Annotated in this window: 18 protein-coding genes and 3 tRNA genes; 8 read left to right on the top strand and 13 right to left on the bottom strand. The window is 32.1% G+C overall.

Annotated elements, in window-relative coordinates:
* Positions 1-59 precede the first annotated feature (59 nt).
* Complete coding sequence (locus BW983_RS14800; protein ID WP_076552684.1) at positions 60-479, bottom strand: hypothetical protein; 420 nt, start codon at positions 477-479, stop codon at positions 60-62.
* A gap of 201 nt (positions 480-680) precedes the next feature.
* Between BW983_RS14800 and BW983_RS14795 the strand changes: the two genes are divergently transcribed.
* Both BW983_RS14795 and BW983_RS14790 read left to right on the top strand, forming a co-directional pair.
* Positions 681-2,654: an ATP-binding protein gene (locus BW983_RS14795; RefSeq protein WP_076552683.1), complete on the top strand. Its 1,974-nt coding sequence runs from the start codon at positions 681-683 to the stop codon at positions 2,652-2,654.
* Entirely contained in the window at positions 2,644-3,282 is a 639-nt protein-coding gene (locus tag BW983_RS14790) for a response regulator (RefSeq protein WP_076552682.1), read from the top strand. The genes BW983_RS14795 and BW983_RS14790 overlap by 11 nt, the downstream gene beginning before the upstream one ends.
* A gap of 48 nt (positions 3,283-3,330) precedes the next feature.
* On the opposite strand, the gene BW983_RS14785 is transcribed toward BW983_RS14790, so the two are convergent.
* Positions 3,331-3,765, bottom strand: a complete 435-nt coding sequence (locus BW983_RS14785; RefSeq protein ID WP_228409015.1) for a hypothetical protein — start codon at positions 3,763-3,765, stop codon at positions 3,331-3,333.
* Positions 3,766-4,051: 286 nt separating this feature from the next.
* Between BW983_RS14785 and BW983_RS14780 the strand changes: the two genes are divergently transcribed.
* The 3 genes from BW983_RS14780 to BW983_RS14770 all read left to right on the top strand — a co-directional run bounded on the left by BW983_RS14780 (position 4,052) and on the right by BW983_RS14770 (position 6,663).
* Complete coding sequence (locus tag BW983_RS14780; protein WP_076552680.1) at positions 4,052-4,690, top strand: alpha/beta hydrolase; 639 nt, start codon at positions 4,052-4,054, stop codon at positions 4,688-4,690.
* Positions 4,691-4,812: 122 nt separating this feature from the next.
* A complete protein-coding gene (locus BW983_RS14775) occupies positions 4,813-6,132 on the top strand; it encodes a PDZ domain-containing protein (RefSeq protein ID WP_076552679.1) in 1,320 nt (439 codons plus the stop codon).
* Positions 6,133-6,135: 3 nt separating this feature from the next.
* The gene (locus BW983_RS14770) at positions 6,136-6,663 is read left to right on the top strand and encodes a hypothetical protein (protein WP_076552678.1); all 528 of its coding nucleotides are present in this window, start codon (positions 6,136-6,138) and stop codon (positions 6,661-6,663) included.
* Here the strand turns inward: BW983_RS14770 and BW983_RS14765 are convergent.
* From BW983_RS14765 to BW983_RS14750, 4 genes are all read right to left on the bottom strand, one after another.
* Positions 6,656-7,699 (bottom strand): L,D-transpeptidase, encoded by a 1,044-nt coding sequence (locus BW983_RS14765; RefSeq protein WP_076552677.1) that lies wholly within the window; start codon positions 7,697-7,699, stop codon positions 6,656-6,658. The genes BW983_RS14770 and BW983_RS14765 overlap by 8 nt on opposite strands.
* Before the next feature lie 111 nt (positions 7,700-7,810).
* A complete protein-coding gene (locus BW983_RS14760; RefSeq protein ID WP_065394125.1) occupies positions 7,811-8,569 on the bottom strand; it encodes a response regulator transcription factor in 759 nt (252 codons plus the stop codon).
* Between the two features lie 448 nt (positions 8,570-9,017).
* Positions 9,018-9,308: a hypothetical protein gene (locus tag BW983_RS14755; protein WP_076552676.1), complete on the bottom strand. Its 291-nt coding sequence runs from the start codon at positions 9,306-9,308 to the stop codon at positions 9,018-9,020.
* 14 nt (positions 9,309-9,322) lie between these two features.
* Positions 9,323-9,751, bottom strand: coding sequence for a hypothetical protein (locus BW983_RS14750; RefSeq protein ID WP_139329286.1), 429 nt, complete (start codon positions 9,749-9,751; stop codon positions 9,323-9,325).
* Between the two features lie 289 nt (positions 9,752-10,040).
* Here BW983_RS14750 and BW983_RS14740 point away from each other — a divergent pair, with 289 nt between their 5' ends.
* Positions 10,041-12,008, top strand: a complete 1,968-nt coding sequence (locus BW983_RS14740) for a hypothetical protein (protein WP_139329285.1) — start codon at positions 10,041-10,043, stop codon at positions 12,006-12,008.
* A gap of 98 nt (positions 12,009-12,106) precedes the next feature.
* Here the strand turns inward: BW983_RS14740 and BW983_RS14735 are convergent.
* The 7 genes from BW983_RS14735 to BW983_RS14705 form a co-directional block, all read right to left on the bottom strand.
* Positions 12,107-12,180, bottom strand: a tRNA-Asp gene (locus BW983_RS14735).
* Between the two features lie 32 nt (positions 12,181-12,212).
* Positions 12,213-12,286, bottom strand: a tRNA-Asp gene (locus tag BW983_RS14730).
* Positions 12,287-12,318: 32 nt separating this feature from the next.
* A tRNA-Asp gene (locus tag BW983_RS14725) sits at positions 12,319-12,392 on the bottom strand.
* A gap of 293 nt (positions 12,393-12,685) precedes the next feature.
* The gene (locus tag BW983_RS14720; protein WP_167369993.1) at positions 12,686-12,889 is read right to left on the bottom strand and encodes a hypothetical protein; all 204 of its coding nucleotides are present in this window, start codon (positions 12,887-12,889) and stop codon (positions 12,686-12,688) included.
* A 43-nt stretch (positions 12,890-12,932) separates the two neighbouring features.
* Positions 12,933-13,163, bottom strand: coding sequence for a hypothetical protein (locus BW983_RS14715; RefSeq protein ID WP_076552672.1), 231 nt, complete (start codon positions 13,161-13,163; stop codon positions 12,933-12,935).
* Entirely contained in the window at positions 13,156-18,315 is a 5,160-nt protein-coding gene (locus BW983_RS14710) for a serine protease (RefSeq protein ID WP_076552671.1), read from the bottom strand. The genes BW983_RS14715 and BW983_RS14710 overlap by 8 nt, the downstream gene beginning before the upstream one ends.
* Positions 18,316-18,317: 2 nt before the next feature.
* Positions 18,318-19,496, bottom strand: coding sequence for an MBL fold metallo-hydrolase (locus tag BW983_RS14705; protein WP_076552670.1), 1,179 nt, complete (start codon positions 19,494-19,496; stop codon positions 18,318-18,320).
* A 358-nt stretch (positions 19,497-19,854) separates the two neighbouring features.
* Between BW983_RS14705 and BW983_RS14700 the strand changes: the two genes are divergently transcribed.
* Entirely contained in the window at positions 19,855-21,414 is a 1,560-nt protein-coding gene (locus tag BW983_RS14700) for an ATP-dependent nuclease (protein ID WP_076552669.1), read from the top strand.
* Positions 21,396-22,406 (top strand): UvrD-helicase domain-containing protein, encoded by a 1,011-nt coding sequence (locus BW983_RS14695; RefSeq protein ID WP_076552668.1) that lies wholly within the window; start codon positions 21,396-21,398, stop codon positions 22,404-22,406. The genes BW983_RS14700 and BW983_RS14695 overlap by 19 nt, the downstream gene beginning before the upstream one ends.
* Positions 22,407-22,712 lie beyond the last annotated feature (306 nt).

Genomic DNA, 22,712 nt, shown 5'->3' with positions numbered 1-22,712 from the left:
AAAAACGGGCGCTGAGATAAATCTCAGCGCCCGTTTTTATTTTGAAAGTATTAGTTTTTTTAGAATGTATAGCTTGCAGAAGCCGCTAAATATTGTCCGGATGCAGTTCCTTCTTTTTTAAGTTCACCATCTACCCAAATCTGTACTTTTAACGTTGAAGAAGCATCCACTCCTATTGCGTTTACAGCTACAGTTGCGCTATATGCTCCTTTTTCAGAAGTCACTTCAGGGCTTGACCATGTTGTTCCGCTAAGGCTTGTTGCTGTTGTAGGATTACCATCAATTCCATAGGAAGCTACATCAATATTACATCCTGAAGATGCTATTGCCTTAAAAACTACTTTATGAGTAGATCCTGCTCCATATACATTATTATCGTCATCATCTTTACTACAAGAGCCTACAAATCCCATTAACATTGTCGCCATTAATACTGCGAACGTACCTCTCAACAGCTGATTCATTCTCGTTTTTTTCATAATCTTTTTGTTTAAATTTTAGTTACTTTATTTGATATTCTATGATTAGTGATTCGTATCTGCAAAGCTATTAGAGTCATTAAACTTTATCAATCCTGAAAAACGAGTAATTTTTTCTACCTAAATCTTGGTATTTTTTATCCTGAAATATTTAATTAAATTGAACGTTTTTAAAAATATAGTTTATAGAATAAAGCCCCAATGAAGAGATTATTCATCGTGTTAAGCATATTACTGTCTTTTAGTTTACAGTCACAGCAAATCATTCCGCTTAATGAAAGACCTTATCTAGACAGTTTACAAAATGTATTAAACAATACTTCTCAAAATACTTCAAAAGCAAACGCTTCTTTTCTTTTATCCAATTATTACAGGAATATTGATTCTCTTTTAAGTAAAAAATATCTGGAAAAAGGAAAAATATTCATAAACGGAAATACATTTCTTTCAGCTAAATATGACTTTTACCAGGCACAATATTATCTGGATAGAAGTAAAGGAAAAGCAGCTAGTTTTTATCAGAAAGCGATCAAAGAATTATCAAAATTTAAAAATGAGGAATCTGATCTTCTTCAGGCTTCTGCATGGTATAGCTATGGAGTTGCCCAGAAAGATAAAGAAGGTTATCCTTTTTTAGTGAAAACAATTCTTGAAAAAAGTATTCCACTCGCTAAAAAATATGAAGGCAGCAGGAATCTTGGATTTTTATACACACAACTTGCTGTTATTTTCACATATAATGCTGAGTTTAAAAAATCTGAGGAATACAACAATAAAGCTTTAGAAATTCTGGAAAAGCGTTATTCGAATTCGTCTGAACTATTTTTCACCTATCTGAACATTGCCAATAACTTCTGTTACCAGGCAAGAGGAGATGATGCGAAAAAGTTTTTGGATAAAGCGGAAAAGTTAATCAGTCCTTATCCGGATTCATCAGTCAATGCATTTTATTATTATGGTAAAACGTTATATTTTATTACCAGACAAAAAAATTCGGAGGCATTACCCGTAATTGATAAAGGGATCTTTTATACCAAAAAATTCAATCAGAATATGCTGGCACAAATGTTCTACTTCAATAAGTTTGACATCCTGAAAAAGCTGAAGAGATACGAGGAAGCTAAGGAAGTATTGGAAGATGTTTTAGCAGAAAAATCTTTAGCAATAGACCTTAAAAACAGGAAAACTTTTTACAAACAGCTTTCTGCACTGAATGAGGAAATGGGAAATCCAAAGGAAGCATTAGTTTGGGAGCAAAAATATTCTCAGCTTAATGACAGTTTAAATACAGAGAATGTAAAGCTTGAAATCAATAAAATAGAATCCAAATATAATGCTGCTGAAAAGGAAAGAAAAATAGCAACACTAAATGCTGAAAAGAACCAGAAAGATCTGGAAGTTAACAAGAAAAACTCTTATTTATGGGGATTAAGCCTTGTATTATTATTGGTTATAAGTCTTTTGATCTTCTTATGGATCATCTTCAGAAAAAACAAAAAAATCTCTGAACAAAAGATCAATGAAATTAAACAAAAAGAAGAATTGTCATTAACCAAAGCAATTCTTGAAGGAGAGGAAAGAGAAAGAGAACGTATTGCCAGAGATCTTCATGATGGTTTGGGAGGAATGCTTGCCGGCGTAAAAATCAACTTCTCAACATGGTCTGTGAATCATTTAGATACAGAAAAAGATAAGGAATTTTACAGGATTCTCGGACAGTTGGATAATTCCGTAAGCGAGCTTCGACATGTGGCAAGAAATCTTATGCCGGAGTCTTTACTTAATTTTGGTCTGGAAACAGCACTAAATGATCTTTGTGAGTTTTATAATAGAAAAGATATTGAAATTGACTTCCAGGCTATCAGTATAGAAAAGAATCTGCCATTAAATATCCAGCTCAACATTTATAGAATTGTACAGGAATTATTAGCAAATGCTATAAAGCATGCTAATGCCAGCAATATTTTAATACAATGCTCCCAATCCGGAAAAGATTTCTTTATTACCATAGAAGACAATGGAAAAGGATTTGTACACAATGCGGAACAAAAGACAAAAAGTATGGGTCTGCGTAATTTAAAAAACAGGGTTGATTATCTGAAAGGAAGCATGGAAATCAACTCCGATAATCAAGGAACAGCAATTAATATAGAACTGAATATAGATGGAGAATGAAAAAATAAATATTGTCATTGTAGATGATCATCCTATCGTTATTGAAGGCTTGAAAATGATGCTTGCCAGCCAGTCAGCTTTCAATATTCCGGAAACTTTTACTTCCGGATCAGAAATTATCGATTTTGTTCAGTTCAATAAGGTGGACATTATCCTGCTGGATATTACTTTACCGGATGCCAATGGCACAGACCTTTGCAGGGAGATCAAGAAAATTTCACCCGATACTTCAGTAATCATGTTCAGTAACCGTTCTGAAAGGAGCATCATCATGCAGTCTATACAAAACGGAGCAAGTGGTTATCTTCTTAAAAATACTTCGATACATGAATTGGTAGTCTGCATCAAAGGAGCACTTTCTGGTGATATTGTATTTTGTCATGAGACGAAGCAAATCATCAGTCGTCCCTCTCAAAATGACGTTCCTATTCCCAGACTTACTAAAAGAGAGAAACAAATCCTTCAACTGGTAGCCAAAGGGAAAACAAGTAATGTGATTGCTGAAGAGCTATTTTTAAGTCCTCTTACCGTAGACACTCACCGGAAGAATCTTCTACAAAAATTTCAGGCAAAAAACTCTACAGAATTGGTCAATCAGGCTATACAGCTTCATATGATTGAAGAATAAAAAAAACCGCTCTTAATGAGCGGTTTGATTTTTATATAAATAAAGATTTTATGGTTCTAGGAAACTGTAATCAAGAGAAGCTTCTAAAACACCTTTACCTTTTTTCTTAACTGTTTTTGCAATTTCTCCATCAATCCAAATATTAATGGTTAATTCAGAATCCGTATCCGGTAATTTAGCATTTGCATCCAGATTCAGCTGAGCCTGATTAGAGTTTACCCACATATCTGCACTGGACCAAGATGAGTTTAAAGGAGCTGTAGGATTGCTGTGAATGGTATTCTGAGTAGTACCTACCTGTGTAACAACAGTAATAATTTCTCCTCCTGAAGTTGTTTTAACTTCAAATTTAACCATATGATCTTGAAACTCTTCCTCGTCATCATCCTTTTTACAGGAGTTTAAAACGGTGATTGCCGAAAATAATAAAACGAATAAAAAAGAAAGTCTAAGTAAACTTTTTGAATTGTAAAATTGCTTCATTTCTCCAAATAGATTTTTTAATGTTTCAAATATAAGTTTTTTATTAATATAAAAATAACTTTTATGAAAATTTTCTAATAAAGATTTATAAACAATATCAATTTGATAAAAATAAAATCCAGTATATAAAACCTAATAATACAGTTCAAACAATCAATTATTAAATATAAGACAGCTTATAACCTATTTGCAGTAAAAACCCGGAAAAACATATCTTGAAATTCAATGTATTTACAGGATCAAAAACTTAAGATTTACAATGTAATTTATTATTTATATTTGCTGTATGAATTTAGATTATATAGTAAGAGAGCCGGAAAATATTACCTCTACTACCCCTATACTTTTTATGCTTCACGGCTACGGCAGCAATGAACAGGACCTTTTCAGCTTCAGGGAAACACTTCCAAACGATTGGATCATCATCAGCTTTAGAGCTCCGCGAGACACTCAGTTTGAAGGATATTCCTGGTATGATATCAACTTCAATGACCCTGAGAATTTCATTGATGTTCCTCAGGCTAAAGAGTCTTTAAATTCTGTATTGGAAAGCATTTTAAAAATAATTAATCATTACGGGCTTAGCGAAAGTAAGGTTCATTTGTGTGGATTCAGCCAGGGAGGAATTTTATGTTATGCACTAGCATTGAAATATCCTGAACTTTTCAATTATGTAGCATGTCTGAGCGCTTATCCTGAAGAAAAGATTCTGGATGGTATTGTAAAAGACAAAAAGAAACTGGAAAGACTTCGTTTCTTTGTTTCACATGGTACAGATGATGCTGTTATCCCACTTGAATGGGGAAGAAAAGCTGCTGATATGCTTTATGATCTTAGCTGCTATTTTACATTCAGAGAATATATGAACGGGCATGGTGTCAATCAGAAAAATTATATGGATTTAATGGACTTTTTCTCTAAATAAGAAAAACTTCATTTTAAAACAAATTCAACAGATAAAACTACTTCACTGTAGTTTATACAAACATTCCTGCATTTGGAATGTTTTTTTATGCATAATAAAGATAATTTCAGTAAATTCAGTAAATGAAACTCAAGCTTTTTTTACTGGCATTTTTTATTGGCATTTTCATCCATGCCCAGAACTCTCTTCAACTGATCAATACAAAAAAAGCAGTTATTCCTTTTCAGTTTATCAACAATCTGATCTTCATTCCTGTAAACATAAATGGCGTTAATCTGACCTTTCTATTGGATACCGGAGTATCGGAAACCATTCTTTTTAGCCTTGAAAATAAAGAACTTACTCTAAGTAATATTGAAAAAATGAAATTTTCAGGACTTGGTGGAAGTTTAAGCATTGATGGTTTAAAATCAGATCGTAATATCGGACGCATTGGGGAATCTATTGTCAATACTTCAATGTCTCTCTATATCATCATAGATGAAGAGTTTAATATTTCTCCTCACGTAGGAATTCCTGTGAATGGTGTCATAGGCTATCATTTTTTCAAAGATCACCCAATAGCTATCGATTATGCAACAAAGAAAATAACAGTGTATGAAAATACTGAACCTTTAAAAAGGAAACTCAGAAAATTTAAAGAATTTCCTATCACCATAGAAAAAGACAAACCGTATCTGTATGCTGGTGTAGAGATGACAAGTGAAAAAAGAGATTCAAAGCTTCTTATTGACCTTGGAAACAGCGATGCAATATGGCTCTTCCCTACTCTTATTAAAGATTTTGTTTATAACAGACCCAATATTGAGGATTTTCTGGGTCGTGGATTCAATGGTGATATTTATGGAAAAAGAAGCAGAATTCACAACTTTTATTTGGGGGATTTTAAATTTGAAAAGCCACTTACAGCAATGCCTGATGAATATTCTATCCAGCATGTAAATTTGGTGGAAAATAGAAAAGGCTCAGTTGGGGGGGAGATTATGCGCCGTTTCACCGTTATATTTGATTATCCAAACAAAAAATTATACCTTAGAAAAAATAAGTTTTTTGATGATCCGTTCCATTTCAATATGAGCGGACTTGATTTCCGACAAGACGGTCTGGAATGGAAACAGGATAAAATTAATATCCAGACTCAAAAAAATATAGGAGTAGTAAATGAAGCATATAAAGATTCTTTTCAATATAAATTCAGTTTAAAACCTATGTTTTCCATTGCTGGAGTAAGAAAAGAGTCTCCCGCTTATGAAGCCGGTTTGAGAAAAGATGACAAAATTATCAGCATCAACGGACAGAAAACCTCGGATATGAGTTTAGAAAAGATTGTAGAACTTATGAAATCCGATGAAGGTCGTACCATTACGATGATCATTCAGAGAAAAGATCAGGAACTTACCTTTCGATTTACTCTGGAAGACCCAATACCTTATCAAGAATAGCCTATGACAACTGAAGAAACGACCTTAGACAGAATAAGAACCAGACCACGATTTAAAATGTTTACTCATCTTACCAAAGAAGAGTACGCTGAAAATCTGAAAAAATATCTCGCTGAGCATAAGAAAGAATTTTCAGGAAACGTTAACAAAGAAGTTGCTACGATCTGGGTAGAAACAAAATATGACAATTACTGGAAACCATGCCTTGCATTAAGAGTGGAAAAGGAAGAAGATGATATTGTAATACGAGGTGTATTTGGTCCGAGCTCTGCGGTTTGGACGTTCTTTATGTTCCTGTATTTCTCTTTTTCTATTCTCTGGATGACGTTCTTTACGATGTATTATGTAGAAAAACAAATAAAAAGCACTGAATACCCTTGGGCACTCAGCGCTTCTTTTGTTATGTTATTTTTTATTCTTCTTACTTATCTTGCCGCAAGATTCGGGCAACATAAAGGAAAGGAAGAGATGCTTAAATTAAGACAATTTGCAGAAGAATCTACTTTACAATTTGAAAAGAAAATTACTTAGACAAAGTATCTGAAGTTCTCTCATTCTGAATAGGTGTAGCCATCGCTTTTGCAGTTTTAATAGAATCAGAAACTTTTTCTCTGTTTGACTGTTCTTTTAACATTTTCTGAACATCCGGTTCCAATAGTTTGGTAAGTTCTTCCACTGAAATATTATTGGCATTCGGATCATCCAAAAGTTTTTTCCATGGGCGTCTTCCCCCCCAGTTATAATCACCAAATACCATTACAGCTGTACCTCGTGCTTTAGTGGTAGCACCTCCAGGGTTCAATATCCATGTATCAGCATAAGAATAAAGCCATTGAGCATCTTTTCTTAGCAATCGAAGACATGAATGAGAAGCTGGATATCCCGGAAGTGTATATTCATGCCAGCCGATTCCGCCTATATTATGGATATTAAAGTTGTATGGAAGCTTCCATTCACTGCTTACCGTAGAAATAGACAATTTCTTTTTCCAATTGGCAAAGGTAAGCCCTCTTGTAGTCTGTGCTGTTTTCTTACCCATACTCGTTGGTCCCCATTTTATAAGACTTCCATTAGAGTATACAGCAAAAGCCTGAATAGGATATGAAAAGATCACAAATTTTTTAACGCCACTCAACACATCCAATTGCATTGGAAACGGTGAATAAGCCATCAATGTAGTATCTATTTTTGCAGGAACTACCAAAGTATCAGCATTCCATTTACTTTTAGAATCCAGGCGGTTTAAAGCAAGAATCGCAGTACGTTCTTTTTCGTCGTATTTTTTGCTGAATTCTGCATATAGAGAATCTCTCATTTTTTTATCCTTTGGAAGGACAAAAGCATTATAAAAACCATTCTCCTGCATCATTGGAGGAGCCGATTCTTTTTTGACAACAGGAACTGAATCTTTCTTTACAGAATCTTTTTCTGCTTCCGGGATTTCAGAGGCAGAGACAGTGTCCTTAAAAGTATCACTGATTTTTTCTATTTCTTTTTTACAGGAAACAAGGAACAATGCACATAAACAGGCATATAAAAATGATTTTTTCACAGATATGTTTTTCATAAATAAAACAGGTCATTTAGTTTTGCTACCCAGTACAAATATCAGACCTAAAATTGAATCCTAAAAGACATTCTGAAAAATACCGTAAAAAAACGGTAATAAGGAATATTTTTAAAGTAACTTATTCGTTTTAGCGTATGATAATGCTTCAGCAATATTATTTACTCCAATCTTTTCAAAAAGCTTTTTACGATGAAACTTTACCGTGTCTGCCGTAATAAAAAGCTTACCTGCGATTTCATTAATTGTTAACCCACTCGCATATAAACTTAAAATTTCAAATTCCCTCGAAGTAAGTTTTATTTTTTCACTTTTCTCCCATTTATTCTCAATCAAATCATACCGCCAGATTTCATCAGAACCTTCCTTACTAAGGACTACATTTCCCGAAGAACTGTTATTAGATAAAGACACTGCGCATAATGCTTTCCAAACCTGCCCTTCTTCTGTAAGAAACATCGGTGCAAGCTTATGATTTACAAGTACTAAGTTTTTCTTACTGTTGATCAAATAAAAATCATAGGAAATAGAATAAAGCTTTCTGTCTTCAATCGGGATTTTATCATAAAACTCAAATCCTGCCTCATTGATCTTAACCAGCATTTCTACATCCTCAGGTTTTACATTTTGAAAATAAAACGCATAGCCAAGTTCCTTTACCTCTTCAGAAGTTTTCCCACAAAGGAATAAAGGATTCTCTGAGACATATTCAAACGACTTGGTTTGATAGTTGATGACATACAGACTTTGATAAGTAGTTCTTGCAAGTGCTTTTACAGCTTCAAGATAATCCCCAGCCTGGCTATAATCAATATCAGCGTCCTTACTGACATCATTCTTATCGTTAAAAAACCTTTTTATCTGTTCCATTTTCCTTAGATCTCCGCTTAACTACCCGAAAGGATAGTTTTAGCTTTAGTACCACAAATCTACACAAAAGTGTAGCAATTTTCAAAATACCGTAATATACATTTGCAAACGAATTGCACATGATTGTACCTTTTTCAGAAATCTATCTATAATAGAACTGAAAACGGCAGAAAGCAACTTTACAATATAATCATAACAATGATATAAAGAAGCTGCATAAAAAATTCGGTCTCATAAAAGTTGATTCGTCAAATTAAAGTTTTTATCGTAAAATAAACTCTGACAATGATACCTAAATTCAGACAAAATATTAAATACCATTGACCGGGTTATAAACAGCTTTCATGATCAGCCTTTAAGTATAAATCTCTGCTTAAAACACAAACTGATCTACACCATGTCACAGATCATTACTATTACTGTCCTACGACAGTAATTTTTTTTGCCTTTATGAGTAGATTAAATTAGCTAGTGCCCTCAATATCCATAAGAGTACAATCAATAACAATATCGCAAACTGAATTTTATTGACTGCCTTATTTCCAAATCTCCTTACCAGAATTCTGTCGATAATAACCACCAAAGCAACGGGAATCATCCATAACAAGATAAACATTCCATACAAAGTATCTGGTGCAGAAACACTCGTCATCATGACAATGGATGCAGCCACCCCAAGAACAATAGTAACAAGCCCCAGAATGAAAAATAAAGTCCAGTTTTTAAATTGTTTCTTCATAAATCCCTATAGTATTATAATAATGGAGAATAAAGAGTATTGAATCTATAGGAATAATATATCCAAAGAACAAACCAAGGCAGATTTATGATACAAAGAAGTAAAATAACACTACTATTAACCTCCACTCCTGCAAACAAAAAGAAATAATAGATCAAAGAAAAAACCGGAAGTAAGAACCAACATATAGATTTCTTTATTGTACTTTGAAATGATTTTAAAAGCGAAAATAAACTACTGAATGATAAAATGCTCAGAAATAATATCCAAAAGATAGCAAGCCCAAAAGCAAGTCCGCTCATATCACAATTTCTCGGACGTTCTCTCACTTCCGTCCCTTTAGTTACATACATATAAAGAATAAGAAGAGCGATTGAAACAACCGTTGAGATGAACCATGTTTTAAGTATTGATAATAGAATGAATTTCTTTTTTGACATCATATATTTTGCTTTTCATTACTAAAGTAGTGATAACCGGCGAATATACAAGAGGTAATTTAAGTTTATCTTAGAATATAAAAACAAAAAAAGTCTTCCATTTCTAGAAGACTTTATGCGATCCGGACGGGACTCGAACCCGCGACCTCCGCCGTGACAGGGCGGCATTCTAACCAGCTGAAATACTGATCTTTTTTTTAAAATAACACGTCAAGTTTTGTCGTATCCAGCCTCTATTTTTGCTTTAGAAAATTTTCTAAGGGAAATTATTATTAATACCAAAAAACGAAAAATGGCAACAAAACAAATTGAAGATCCAAACACAAAAGAATTAATAAGCTTGCTTCCGTTAGCAACTGCACCTGCTTATATTGACAATATTATATATTTTAGCGGAACATCTCAAGATCCTTATCCATATTACAGAAGATACATAGAAAATTATGTAGACATCAGATGGTTTGGAGCAAAAGGAAATGATCCGGTTGCTGATTCAAGTGCATTTGAAAAAGCCATAAACTTCTGCAAAACCTCAGAACATAAGATACTGCTAATACCGGAAGGCTATACTTTTGATCTGAATGACAAAACATTTGATATTGGAGAAATCACATTACGCTTCACAGGAGGAATCATTAAAAATGCAACTTTAATTGGTAACGGTCCTAGTATCTACTCACCTACATCATGGATCGATGCCGGATGCTATCAGATTTTTGAAAATATAACTTTAACAAATAACTGGGCATCAACAAATGGTACCGTATGGGCAGATTGGTATGGTTCTATTGCCGATGATTATAATTCGGTAGATTTAAAAACTTCCATAGATGCCCTTAATAAAGTATTTCAAATTGTAACACTCAATGAAGGAAAATATTATTCTAATGAGTGTAATATTAAAGTAAATAGCTTAATCGGTCAGGGGATTCATAAAACAATTATTGACTTCAGACCTCGAAAAAATGGCGACTATGGTTTACTCATTGGTAATAAAGGAGGAGATACGAGCCAAAGAACAGAATACAATGTAGTTTCCAACTTGGTTGTAGGTATTGGCAGCCAGACAAAAGATTTAAAAGGAACTGCAGGAATAGTTCTGGGCGCTACACACAAACCTCTTATAGAAAATGTTAAAATTCAGAATTCGGCAGATTTTGAATCGGCAGATACATTAATTGATTTTAATGCAAATATTGAAAGCAAACATCAAGATTTAAATTGTGCTTTGTTAATAGATGGACTGGGAGAGTTGGCAACCATTAATAATTTAATAACATCATCACAAGTTGGAGTTCTGTACAAAACATCTTTTGATTTCATCAATTTCAACAACTATACCCATTGGGGGTATGACTTTGGTTTCTGCACTGTATTTGTTGGTTCCCAATCAGGATCTAATATCACATTTACAGGAAGCCAGAGCTGGGCTAAAGGTTTATATGGTTTCTATGCCCTTCCGTCCAATGAAGAAGCTAATTTTACAAACTGGGTTATTGAAAACTTAAGAATAGAACAGCTTAGTACATTTGAAGATTCTGACACAGGAAAATATATTGGAGCTAGTTTTTATATTGGTGATCAGATGTGGCTTAATAACTTCATTATAAGAAATACAATGCTGGCAGGGACTTCCAATGGTATTATCCTCAACAATACCAAAACTGGTTTTATCGAATTGGATAATATAAAACAATTACATGACCAACATGTAAAAACCGCTCTTCAGGTTGAATTTCTTCCTGTTTCAATTAGCTGTGTCAATTTAAAAAATGTACAAATAGACGGAACATTCGAGCTCCTAAATTCAGTATTCATTGAAGACGATTACAGTCTGACGGATGAAACAAGAAACGGTATTTCCGGTAAAATTTTAAATAAGAGAAATTGTGTAAAATCTGTTGTAAATGAGAATATCATTTATAAGCAAAAAGAAGTCATTTTAAAAGATAATGCAACTTATCTTACTATTGTTAATAGCAATCCTTCTAAATGGTCTGCCAATCAGAAATGTAAAAAAATTGATATTTCCGTGATTGGTACCAATACAGCTTCTTTTATAAAATTCTATTATTTTCAAAATAAAACATTCAGAATTGTAGAAGTTTCTAAAGATTCAGCGAACCACGATGAAATTCTTGTCACTTCAACCGCTACTTCTGGTAAATTCAATGTTTTAGTGTCAGACGACCTGTTTCTTTTTAACCGTTTTAATGAAGATGTACAAGTGTTTATTGATCATGAAGATCTGGTACTCTAAATTGAATCAATTTGGAGGTTATTTTAAATTTACTTCTGATCAAAATCAATAGATATAAAAAAGCCTTTAATTCTTTTGAATTAAAGGCTTTTATTTTGCGATCCGGACGGGACTCGAACCCGCGACCTCCGCCGTGACAGGGCGGCATTCTAACCAGCTGAACTACCGGATCAATTTTTTTAAAAGAAATTGAGAAAACTTCTGCGATCCGGACGGGACTCGAACCCGCGACCTCCGCCGTGACAGGGCGGCATTCTAACCAGCTGAACTACCGGATCAATTTTTTTAAAAGAAATTGAGAAAACTTCTGCGATCCGGACGGGACTCGAACCCGCGACCTCCGCCGTGACAGGGCGGCATTCTAACCAGCTGAACTACCGGATCAATTTTTTTAAAAAGAAATTGAGAAAACTTCTGCGATCCGGACGGGACTTGCTCTTATTTGAAAAACTCCCTATCCATAAGCTTTATATCGTTTTCTTATTTTTAGGTCACCGAATAGGTCACTTTTTTAAATAAGATTAAGATTGTTTGTTTTTACTGGTGCAAATATAGGTCTTTTTTCAGTTTTTGCAAATAAATTTACATATAACGGTAAAAAAGGTTTATAAACCTCACGTAATCAAAGGTAAAAATTACATCCAAAAATCGTAAGCTAAGGGAAAATATTTCTTTCTTTAAACATCCATCCATTTTCTCATATTTGCTTGTAGTCGCATATTTTTGTTGATTGTTGAAACATCAACTCTGTTATTAGGTGTTGTTTTCACCCTTTTAATATGTTCTGCAGTAGCCCAAACTGCATTTTCAATTCTGTCCTTATCTCCAGAATTTATCCTTTGGTTAAAGTCTTCGAGAGCCAGAAAAAAATTATGCTCCATTTCAGATCTTTTTTTTGGTGGAATCATATAACTTTAATTAAGATTAATGTCTTGGAAAACGGGCAGACATAGCCATAGCCCTAACTATCTCAGAGATTGTATTGAGGTCAAACCGTTTATTAGGTGAACTTCGAACTTTAACCAAGTCCTGTACAACACCTTTTGTTTCCGGAGAAAAAGTTACTTTTCCTGATCTAACATTTTCCACCAGTATATTTAGTTCTCTCTCAAAATCAATCCGAGAATCTCTATTTCCTTTTCTGCTTTCAAACATAATTAACTATTTTATATAACTCTTCTATATTATCTGCACTAACTCTTTTACACAGAGCTTTGTTTAATGAATGCCTCACGATTTCATTATAAGTACCTTCTATCATAGTTTGCTCAGGAAAGCTTCTTCGTAGGTATCTATCCGACCTTTTAACATTCTCTTTTTGCTCCGGTCGACAGAATTCATTAATAAATTGATCGAGATCATTAGAAAACTGAGAATTAAGGAGCATTTGAGAATTCAAATCATCAATGATATCATGAATATATGCCAGATGGGAGTCATCCTCAAAAGTAACCTTACCAGTTAGAATTATGGTATTAGGTAAAATACTTTTAATTGCTAGATACAAATCTGCAAAACCCACTCGGTTAAGTTCGATTGAAATATCCAGCAAATTTTTCTTGATGGTTAGATGTTGTACAGCTGCGAGATCAGGAATCAATCGAATATTTTGATTTAAAAATTCTTTTATAGTATTTGGTGAATTAATAGCAATATTTTTTATAATATAACTGCACAACTCAGTTGATGGTTTAGGAATGTCCGATATACAGGTTTCAAACAAAATTTTTAATATATTATGTGTAGAGATTGGCAACCGTTCCAGAACATTCATAGTTTTATTTCTAATAACTTGAACGGGATGATTTAAATGCCAAATTATAAATTCGACTACCAAATGATCGTTATTTTTTGTTGTTGTTTCTTTTTCAATCCACTTGTACTTCTCTTTAATCGCCGAAGTTGGTCTAATTATATACTTAAAATGATTTCCAACAATTTCATGAATTTCAACAACTTGCTGATGATCTAGTTTACCTTGTAAAAACGCCATCATCTCTTGACAAATATACCAGTACTCATTATCAAAATTTAATATATTAGATCCAAGAAGATGGACCACTGACTCCTGATCTTCAAATAATTTTTTAATATTTGCTTTAGCCGCATCAGTACTGGTTGACCAATTGTTCATCCATATACTTCTTTGGTCATTTTCGAAGACCTGAAGCCCCTCTTTAATTTTATCCAATTTATTATGAGGCCTCACATCGTTTAAAGAATCATTAAAAATATCATAACTGTCCTTCTCTTTTTCGTGCGAAATAGTTTTATGCTCTTCAGGATCATAATCAGCTGCCCAGTTAATATGATGAACTTTTAAACATTCTCTAAGCTTGATGATATTTGCAGAAGATAATGTTGAGCCTAATTCACGGAGCAATTGTCTACGAGAATCGATATCAATTTCTTCATCAGCGATAAGGATTGCTACGGAGGCAAAAGCTTTATCAAAATTTCCATCTTGTACATTATCTATTTCATTGAGCACATTTCCGATTTGTTTTCCAAAATCGTAACTATACCTTGAGATATCATCATTAATTGTAAAAATTTCGCAAAGTGCAAGCTTCAAATATGGGTTACAATCGATAGTATTAAGAATAACCAAGATACTGTTGGTATCGCTAATATTTTTTGCACCTAAAGTATAACCATCCCCCAGCCTTGGTGCATCAAAATCTGATAATTCGGCGTTCTGATTTAAAATATTTGGAGGAGGAAGTAATTCAAATTTGTAATAATCCAGAGCTTTTTGAACATGTTGATTCTCTATTAATGAACCAATAAACTCTTCCTTACTATTTCTAACATATCTTTGAAATGTCATTTCACCAGAAGCTTGATCTAAGATTGAAGCGTAATCAGCTAAGGTACTGTCAGGTGCCTCTTTAAAATTTTCTAATGCAACATTAATGAGCATTAACTGCGACTCTTTATACCAAGTAGGTCCCATTGAAGTATTAAGCATTTCTTGAAAGATTTCTTTAGACTGATCTTGCAAATTAAGTAATGCATAAACTTCTGTTATTTTAAGTAAATCTGCAGTTCTTTCCCATCTGTTTTGCACACCATCCAAAACATGTTTTTTCCAAATTTCCAATAATGGAATCACAATAGCTTCCTCACATCTTAGACGTAGTAAAACATGAATAATTTCACACAATGACTTTCTGTATCCTTCCGAAAACAACCCAAGCTGGTTAACAGTATGTCCTTCTATAGTATCTAAAAAAGTCGTTAGGTTCTCAAAATCAAATTCATGAAAAAGATGAACGAGTTTTTTAAAAAGCTCAGGCATCAATTTTTCCGGAAACTGATACCCTCTATCCCAGTAACTTCTAAAATCAAAATTGAAATTGATGGTTTCTACTATTTTTTCTAGCGTATTACAAATAAAATCTTTCTTTTTATCAAGCTGATTCGAAGCTTTAAGAAAAGAAACCAGTCCCTCGAAATAATAAATTTCTGTTATTAAATCAAAAAGATCCTGTTCCCAGGTTTTAGCATGCCATTTTTTGTCTTTTACTGTGAATTCTTCAGTATCATCTTTGAAACCTAAACAATTATTTTTTAAACATAAATTAGTGAAGCTTTCCAGATCCACATCTACGCCATTATCGGCTCTCAAAATAGTTTTTCTTTCATCCTGAAGATATTCATCAACTATATTCCTTAAAAGGTCTGGTTTAGTCGTTGATTTAAGTAAAGAGAGAATAATAATTCTTCTTGCTTGGGATGTTGAAACATAGCCGAATTTTTCCAATAAATTTTCAGTTGTATCGGATAATTTAGTCTCAATCTCTCGAGTATTAAAATCTGGCAGATTATAACCGTTTAATTCTTCACGGTATATCAGTAATGAAGTTGCATAGATAACTGACCAGGTATTATCAATAGTTATTTCACCATCTCTTATTATTTCATCAATATCAAGGACAAGATCAAAGTTTCTTGCTAAAAAGCTATTGTTCCAAGCTGTAGAATGATTGATTACGTATTTAAGCAGAGGAGCATTCTTCAAACCAATAGCAGTCATTCCTGTATCTGGATTAACTTCGAATAAGTTTAAAAACTCCCACGTTTCAGCCTGTGCGTTATCAAAATCAGCCCTAGTTTTTAAAATAATTGATCTCGCTTTTGAGATGAATAGTGATGGTGTTACTCCCTCTGAACTTTTCATACCTTCATACACAGATTTTCTGTACTCCCTCTCTATTGCATTATTTAAGATTTCTGCCTCATCAAATGCATCGTTCTCACAGAAATGTTGTAGAAATAATGTCGCATCGCTGATGCTAACCAACAAAACATTTCGTCTTACTAAATATTTAAGGGCATTAGAATATTCTTGTTGAGCGATTAGTGCAAAAGCCATTTCATAGGCATATTCGACCCATACGCTGTTATATCTGAAATCAATTCTTTGCAGTAGAAGCAGTAATCTTAGTAGATCTATTGTTTTTCTAAGTTGAATAGATATATCAATAGCCTTCTTTATATCATCAATAATAAAATCAGGTTCAACATGGCGAACCGCTAAATCATCTGCCCATTTTTGATTACAACTAATTATTGCTTTATGAGGGTTACTTGACATTGCATTATGATAAACCAGATTAATCACGGAATATAACCTATCAGGAAAATTTTCACAGAATCCTGCTATAATATCATTGCATTGTTTTTTATAAAGAGGTAGTTTTTTAAGTACGTAATCTTTAAATGAATTATGATAAATTTCTAATTTATCATTTTTTATCAGGTGAGAAATCTTAGGGATTGCAGCGTAGTAATGTCTCCTTATATCTTCGGGTAAGATCTCAAAAAAGTCCTCTTCAGTTACAGCCTGCCTTAGCTGTGATAATATTAAACAGATCCAAAGTTTATTATTATCTTCATAAATACTTTCCCAAATTACATTATAATAATTTTCAATGTCTCCACTGATTGACGGTATATTTTCGATCCAGGCTTTCAACTCATCTTCATCTTCTATAAGCTCAGAATTTAGTATAAAATTTATCAGATAATTTAAATACAGGGGATGTCCTTCTGATTTAATCGCAATTCTTTGAATATTTTCATAATCAACTTTTCCTTGAAATTTATTTTCACAATAATACTCACAAAGATCTATTTCCAAAGGCTTTAAAATGACAATTTGGCTTTCGTCTATTTTGTTCCTGATGTCAATAGGTAGAATGTTTTTAGTAGTACATGAAAGTATAATCCTCAAGTTTACAGATAATACCTCAGGAATAATTTCAAGAAAATCCTTAAGCTTCTCAACTTCATCTAAACCATCTATAAAAAACAAGCCAACCTTGTTTTTATCAACCAAATATTCATCCAGCGCTTCAAAACTATCTCGCAGATCAACTAATCTATTTTCAAAAGGTTCTGAGCTTTTAGGAGGGAGTTTTCCTGTTATTTCTATTGAAATGGATTCTTCAAGCCAATTAAGAAAATTTTCTACTGATATCCTCAAACTCTTTGGCCTTTCATCATTTGGTACCTTTGTAAAATATCTACCTAACAGTAAACTATTTTCTTCAGGGGTATAGGTAGCAATATTTGTCGTTTTACCGGTTCCAGGATTTCCTTCTAGTAAAATCCAATTATTTTCATTTTGAATAACGTTATTCAGCCTGTCAACAAAATCATAATTTGTTACAATTTGAGAAATCTCTTTAGCAAAATGAGACGGTAATTCATTTAGTTTTTGTTCTTTAAAGACAGATATGGAAAGCTCTGCGAGCAATTTTGAAATTTTATTAATTGATATTGCACCAATTTTGTCATCAAGCTGCTGCAAAGCTACACCGATTACTCTTCCAGATGATATAATGGGTGCACCAGATAAGCCACTATAATCAAAACCAGATTCTATATTTGAACAATTTACTATAAAGTCATACCTTTCATTCTTCAACTCCTGATTTACAGATCCGAATATTCTTACGCCTTCTTGATGACCTTGATAGGGAAAACCAAAGGAGTTCCAGGTATCATTTATTCTGATTGATATTTCAGTCAGTGGAAGAAAAACCAAATTTTTGTTACTTACTTTTAGAAGGCAAATGTCATTGACTTCGTCGAAATGGAAAATTGAAGCTTGCTGTGGCTCTTGATTACTGCTATAAACAATTATGGAATTTTCGTCAATTTTTGAATCTAGTAATATGTGATAAGCAGTTATAATAAGATTATCTGTGATAAAAAAGCCTGTTCCGCTTTCCTTATTTTTATAAACAATTTGTACTACAGAAGATTCGACTGTAGCAGAACTGATGATTCTATTCATAATTAAAGATCAAGTATAATAGGATTGTTAGTTTTATTTTGTAGTATTTTATAATTGTATTTTTTTTCCAAATCTTCATTTTCAAATTCTTTCAGCGAATCAAGATCATAATTGATATAAATATTTCGAGTAAATCTAGATTTTCGTTGTATAATTCGTGCGATTGTCTCTAAATCAGGATGATTATGTGTTACTCCGTTAGTACTGATTATATATTTTTCTGAATCTATTAATTCGAGCAATTCTAGACATGTATTATTCTTACTACCATGATGAGATATCTTGATTAAATCAAATTTAATAGGAAAAACTTCGTCTTTATAATGTTTCTGAATATTTTTGGCCACTAACGAAGGATGTGAATCGCCAAGAAATAATAACTTCAACTTATTATATTCAAGCACAAATGCTATTGAGCTACCATTCGTTGCAGTGTCATCTTCGGAAAAATCTTCCACTGCAAGAGCTTCGACATCAATAACTTCAGAAGCGCTAATATTTTTTTTCCGTAGTCTTTTTTTCTCTTTTTCCAGTGATAAAATATATTCAAAGGCATCTTCGTTAAAATCGCTTAGTTCTTGGTCAGCAGACAATCCTTTGATAAATAATTCTTTTTTCCAATATTTTTTCAATTCTAAAAGCTTTCCATCATCGGGTGATAGAATTCTGAAAATAATGTCATCACATTCTATTACTTTTGCTGTGTCAAAAGAAATATAATTGTTATTGAAAAAGTCATTTTTATTTTGAAAGTTATTCTTTTTCAACAATGAGGCTAATGTTGAGCCCTGAACGGCAGAAATATTTTTAGATGATAGATCCTCTTCATCCTTTAACTGATAGTTGATGCTCATTGTATCAATTGACTTTCCACTGAAATTAAGACCGTCATCAATCGATTTTAAGTGGGAATAGGAATTATGCCATACGTTCTCTACTTCAACAATTTTATTTCCAGTATTCTCTTCAAAAAATTTTATTATTCCGGATATATGATCATTGTCAATGTGTGTCACAATCAAATGGTTCAGAGGCCTGTTTTCTTTATTTAATTGCAATAATTTAGGCTTAATATACTTTTGATAGGTTGATACATATCCTCCATCTATAAGAATACTGTCAGAGGCTGTTTCCAAAAAAAAGCTGTCTCCGTTATTAGCAGGAAAAAATGTGATCCTCATCTATTAAATAATTAAAATATTAATACGATTAGTAGTTTTTTTATGAATTCAATGAACGTAAATTTAAGGAAAGTAACTACACAATTTGATGTAAAGAATCAAAATATAAAATATTATTTGTTTTACAATTAATTTAATTATAAAAAAATAAGTAGAATTTCTCGTAAAAATAAAATCAAATATATTGTCTCTTTATTTCTCAATATGATTAGTCGAATTAAAAAAATAATATAAAAAACCATTAATAAAAAAATCATTTTGTAAATTAACAATTTAAATTTTGTTCGAATAAATTGACTATTATAGGCAAAATAAAAAAATACAAAACTAATTTTTCAACCATTTTAACTAGAAAAACATGCACATTAAAAGGCTCAAAGCTTTTAATTTTAAAAAATTTAAAACCTTAGATATTTCATTCAAAGAAAATCTGAATCTGATTATTGGAGAAAATGAATCTGGGAAAAGCACAATACTTCAGGCTATTGATCTCCTGTTATCAGGTAGTCGTAACAAAATTGAGACAATCGGATTAGAGCATCTGATGAATGATGAAATAATTCGTCAATTTTTAATTGACAAAAAATTTGTAAACCTACCAGAACTTAGGATAGAAATCTATTTTGAAAATGTCAACGACCCTGAATATTATGGTATCAATAATTCCGAGAAGGCAAGAGATTGCGGCATAACTATGATATGTGAACCGCGTGAGGATTTATCAAAAGAAATAAGCGAAATTTTATCACAAGAAGGGAGTAATTTTCCCTTTGAGTTTTACAATATCAATTTTTATAAATTTGGAGGTAATCCTTATTTAGGTTTTACCAGAAAATTTAAGCACATCTTAATTGACCATTCAAGTATTAATAATGAATATGCCACAAATTCTTATATAAAAACATTGTACACTTCGAGTATAGAAGCTACCGAAAAACATATTCATTCTAATCATTATCGTACTGTAAAAACTGAGTTTAAAAACAAAGTATTAAAAAATATTAATGATAAAATCCCTGGAAAATCTTATGAATTTTCTTTAAAAAATAATTCAAAAAATGGATTGGAAAATGATCTCACAATTGTTGAAAATAATATTGACATACTTCACCGAGGTAAGGGAAGACAATGTTTTATCAAGACAGAGTTCGCTTTAGCTAAAAATGAGAATGAACTAAATTTTATTCTACTTGAAGAACCTGAAAATCATCTGAGCCACCTGAATATGCATAATCTAATTGAACGCATTAATTGCTCTAAAAACAAACAGATTTTCATAGCAACACACAGCAATATAATAAGTTCAAGATTAGATTTGAGGAATGCAATATTTGTAAATGCTGAAAATAATATTAATGCAAAGCTTAGTGGTTTAGATAAGAAAACAGCAGAATTCTTTATTAAAGCTCCAAATAGAAATTTGCTTGAGTTTATTTTATCCAAAAAAGTTATTTTGGTAGAGGGAGATGCAGAACATATTTTAATGGAACATTTTTTCGAGAGTCATTATAAGATGAAACCATCTCAAAAAGGCATTCATATAATAGCTATTGGAGGTTTGAGCTTCAAAAGATATATGGAGATAGCAAATCTTTTAGAAATTAAAACTGCAGTCATTAGAGATAACGATAAAAATTATGATTCTATAATCACTAAAAATTATGAAGAACACGTTGGTGAATTTTGTAAAGCTTTTGCGTCAACAGATGATACTATGTACACATTTGAAGTATGCCTTCAAGCAATTAACAATGCTTTGTGTAATAAACTTTTTCTTCCCAAACTAAAGACTCGCTCCGTTTTAGAATATATGCTTGCTGAAAAAACTGAATCAGCGTACAAATTGCTTACTTCTAATGAAAAGATTAATATTCCAGACTATATCATAGAAGCATTCCAATGGATAGAAAAAAATTAATCCTAGCTGTAGCAGGTTCAGGTAAAACCAAACTTGTAATTGAGACTTTAAATCTTGAGCAAAGATTCCTAATTATAACTTATACTAATAACAATTACAAAACAATCAAAAGAAGGATTGCGACAAGGTTTGGTTACATACCTAATAATATCACAATTTTGAAATTCTTCGATTTTATTTACAGTTTTTGTGCAAAACCATTTTTATTTTTCGAACATAAACTAAAAGGTATTTATTGGGATGAAGCTCCTACATTTACAAGAACTCTGAAAAGCGAAGATTACAAAAGATATATTACAAAATCAAATCTTTTATATTACAATCGAATAAGTAAATTTATAGAAATTACAGGAACGATTCCTCTAATTATTGAAAAATTGGAGAAGTTTTATGACTATTTCATAATAGATGAATTTCAAGATCTCGGAGGGCATGATTTTAATCTGATAATGGCATTATCGCAAGCTAAATTAGATTTTCTATATGTTGGAGACTTCTTCCAACATACTTTTACAACAAGCTTAGATGGCGCGACTAATATCAATCTATATAATGATTATAGCAAATACATCAAGCGTTTACAAAATCAAAATATTCACGTTGATACGAAAACACTATTAAAAAGCCACCGTTGTCCTCCTGCTATATGCCAATTTATTAGCGACAATTTGGGAATTGAGATGGAATCCAATCGAACAGATGAAACAGTTATAAAAATCGTAAATTTAGATGAGATTCAAGAAGTATTATCAAATAATAATATTGTAAAGTTAGTTTATAACAACTCTAATAAATTGTCATATTATTCTAAAAACTGGGGAGATTGCAAAGGAGAAGATGACTATCAAGACACCTGTGTTATTATGACAAAAAGTGGTACAATAAGCCTTGATAAGGGAGACCTAAAAAACATTGTGTCATCCACTAAAAACAAATTGTATGTTGCACTTTCGAGAACCAAAGGTGATTGCTATATTGTAAGACAAAAATAATAACATATACCTATTTCGTTTAGTATTTTATTAAACCCTCAGCAATATGCTAATTTTCAGCAAATTTCAAATGATATTTTCTAATGGAAAAACGACACTTTTCCATTTTTTGCAACTTTGGTTATTATAACAATTAGAACTATTTTTAGTTTTTTAATAAAAATTTGGACAATTATGTACTGGAAATTTTAAATCTTTACTTTTTATTAATTAGTCATTCCTAAAAATAAATACAACGATTTGATATTCAATATTTTATTATCAAATTTCGCTTAAAAATGTTGTATAAAATTGCAGAAAATCGTA

Origin of the sequence: Chryseobacterium ureilyticum, from assembly GCF_900156735.1 — a bacterium.
GTDB classification, from domain to species: Bacteria; Bacteroidota; Bacteroidia; order Flavobacteriales; family Weeksellaceae; genus Chryseobacterium; species Chryseobacterium ureilyticum.
The sequence above is the reverse complement of the archived record's forward strand: the minus strand, read 5'-3'. Positions and strand labels throughout refer to the sequence as shown.

Coding starts and splice junctions, on each gene's coding strand:
- BW983_RS14800 (WP_076552684.1), bottom strand. CDS start 479: ATGAAAAAAACGAGAATGAATCAGCTGTTGAGAGGTACGTTCGCAGTA.
- BW983_RS14795 (WP_076552683.1), top strand. CDS start 681: ATGAAGAGATTATTCATCGTGTTAAGCATATTACTGTCTTTTAGTTTA.
- BW983_RS14790 (WP_076552682.1), top strand. CDS start 2,644: ATGGAGAATGAAAAAATAAATATTGTCATTGTAGATGATCATCCTATC.
- BW983_RS14785 (WP_228409015.1), bottom strand. CDS start 3,765: ATGAAGCAATTTTACAATTCAAAAAGTTTACTTAGACTTTCTTTTTTA.
- BW983_RS14780 (WP_076552680.1), top strand. CDS start 4,052: ATGAATTTAGATTATATAGTAAGAGAGCCGGAAAATATTACCTCTACT.
- BW983_RS14775 (WP_076552679.1), top strand. CDS start 4,813: ATGAAACTCAAGCTTTTTTTACTGGCATTTTTTATTGGCATTTTCATC.
- BW983_RS14770 (WP_076552678.1), top strand. CDS start 6,136: ATGACAACTGAAGAAACGACCTTAGACAGAATAAGAACCAGACCACGA.
- BW983_RS14765 (WP_076552677.1), bottom strand. CDS start 7,699: ATGAAAAACATATCTGTGAAAAAATCATTTTTATATGCCTGTTTATGT.
- BW983_RS14760 (WP_065394125.1), bottom strand. CDS start 8,569: ATGGAACAGATAAAAAGGTTTTTTAACGATAAGAATGATGTCAGTAAG.
- BW983_RS14755 (WP_076552676.1), bottom strand. CDS start 9,308: ATGAAGAAACAATTTAAAAACTGGACTTTATTTTTCATTCTGGGGCTT.
- BW983_RS14750 (WP_139329286.1), bottom strand. CDS start 9,751: ATGATGTCAAAAAAGAAATTCATTCTATTATCAATACTTAAAACATGG.
- BW983_RS14740 (WP_139329285.1), top strand. CDS start 10,041: ATGGCAACAAAACAAATTGAAGATCCAAACACAAAAGAATTAATAAGC.
- BW983_RS14720 (WP_167369993.1), bottom strand. CDS start 12,889: ATGGAGCATAATTTTTTTCTGGCTCTCGAAGACTTTAACCAAAGGATA.
- BW983_RS14715 (WP_076552672.1), bottom strand. CDS start 13,163: ATGTTTGAAAGCAGAAAAGGAAATAGAGATTCTCGGATTGATTTTGAG.
- BW983_RS14710 (WP_076552671.1), bottom strand. CDS start 18,315: ATGAATAGAATCATCAGTTCTGCTACAGTCGAATCTTCTGTAGTACAA.
- BW983_RS14705 (WP_076552670.1), bottom strand. CDS start 19,496: ATGAGGATCACATTTTTTCCTGCTAATAACGGAGACAGCTTTTTTTTG.
- BW983_RS14700 (WP_076552669.1), top strand. CDS start 19,855: ATGCACATTAAAAGGCTCAAAGCTTTTAATTTTAAAAAATTTAAAACC.
- BW983_RS14695 (WP_076552668.1), top strand. CDS start 21,396: ATGGATAGAAAAAAATTAATCCTAGCTGTAGCAGGTTCAGGTAAAACC.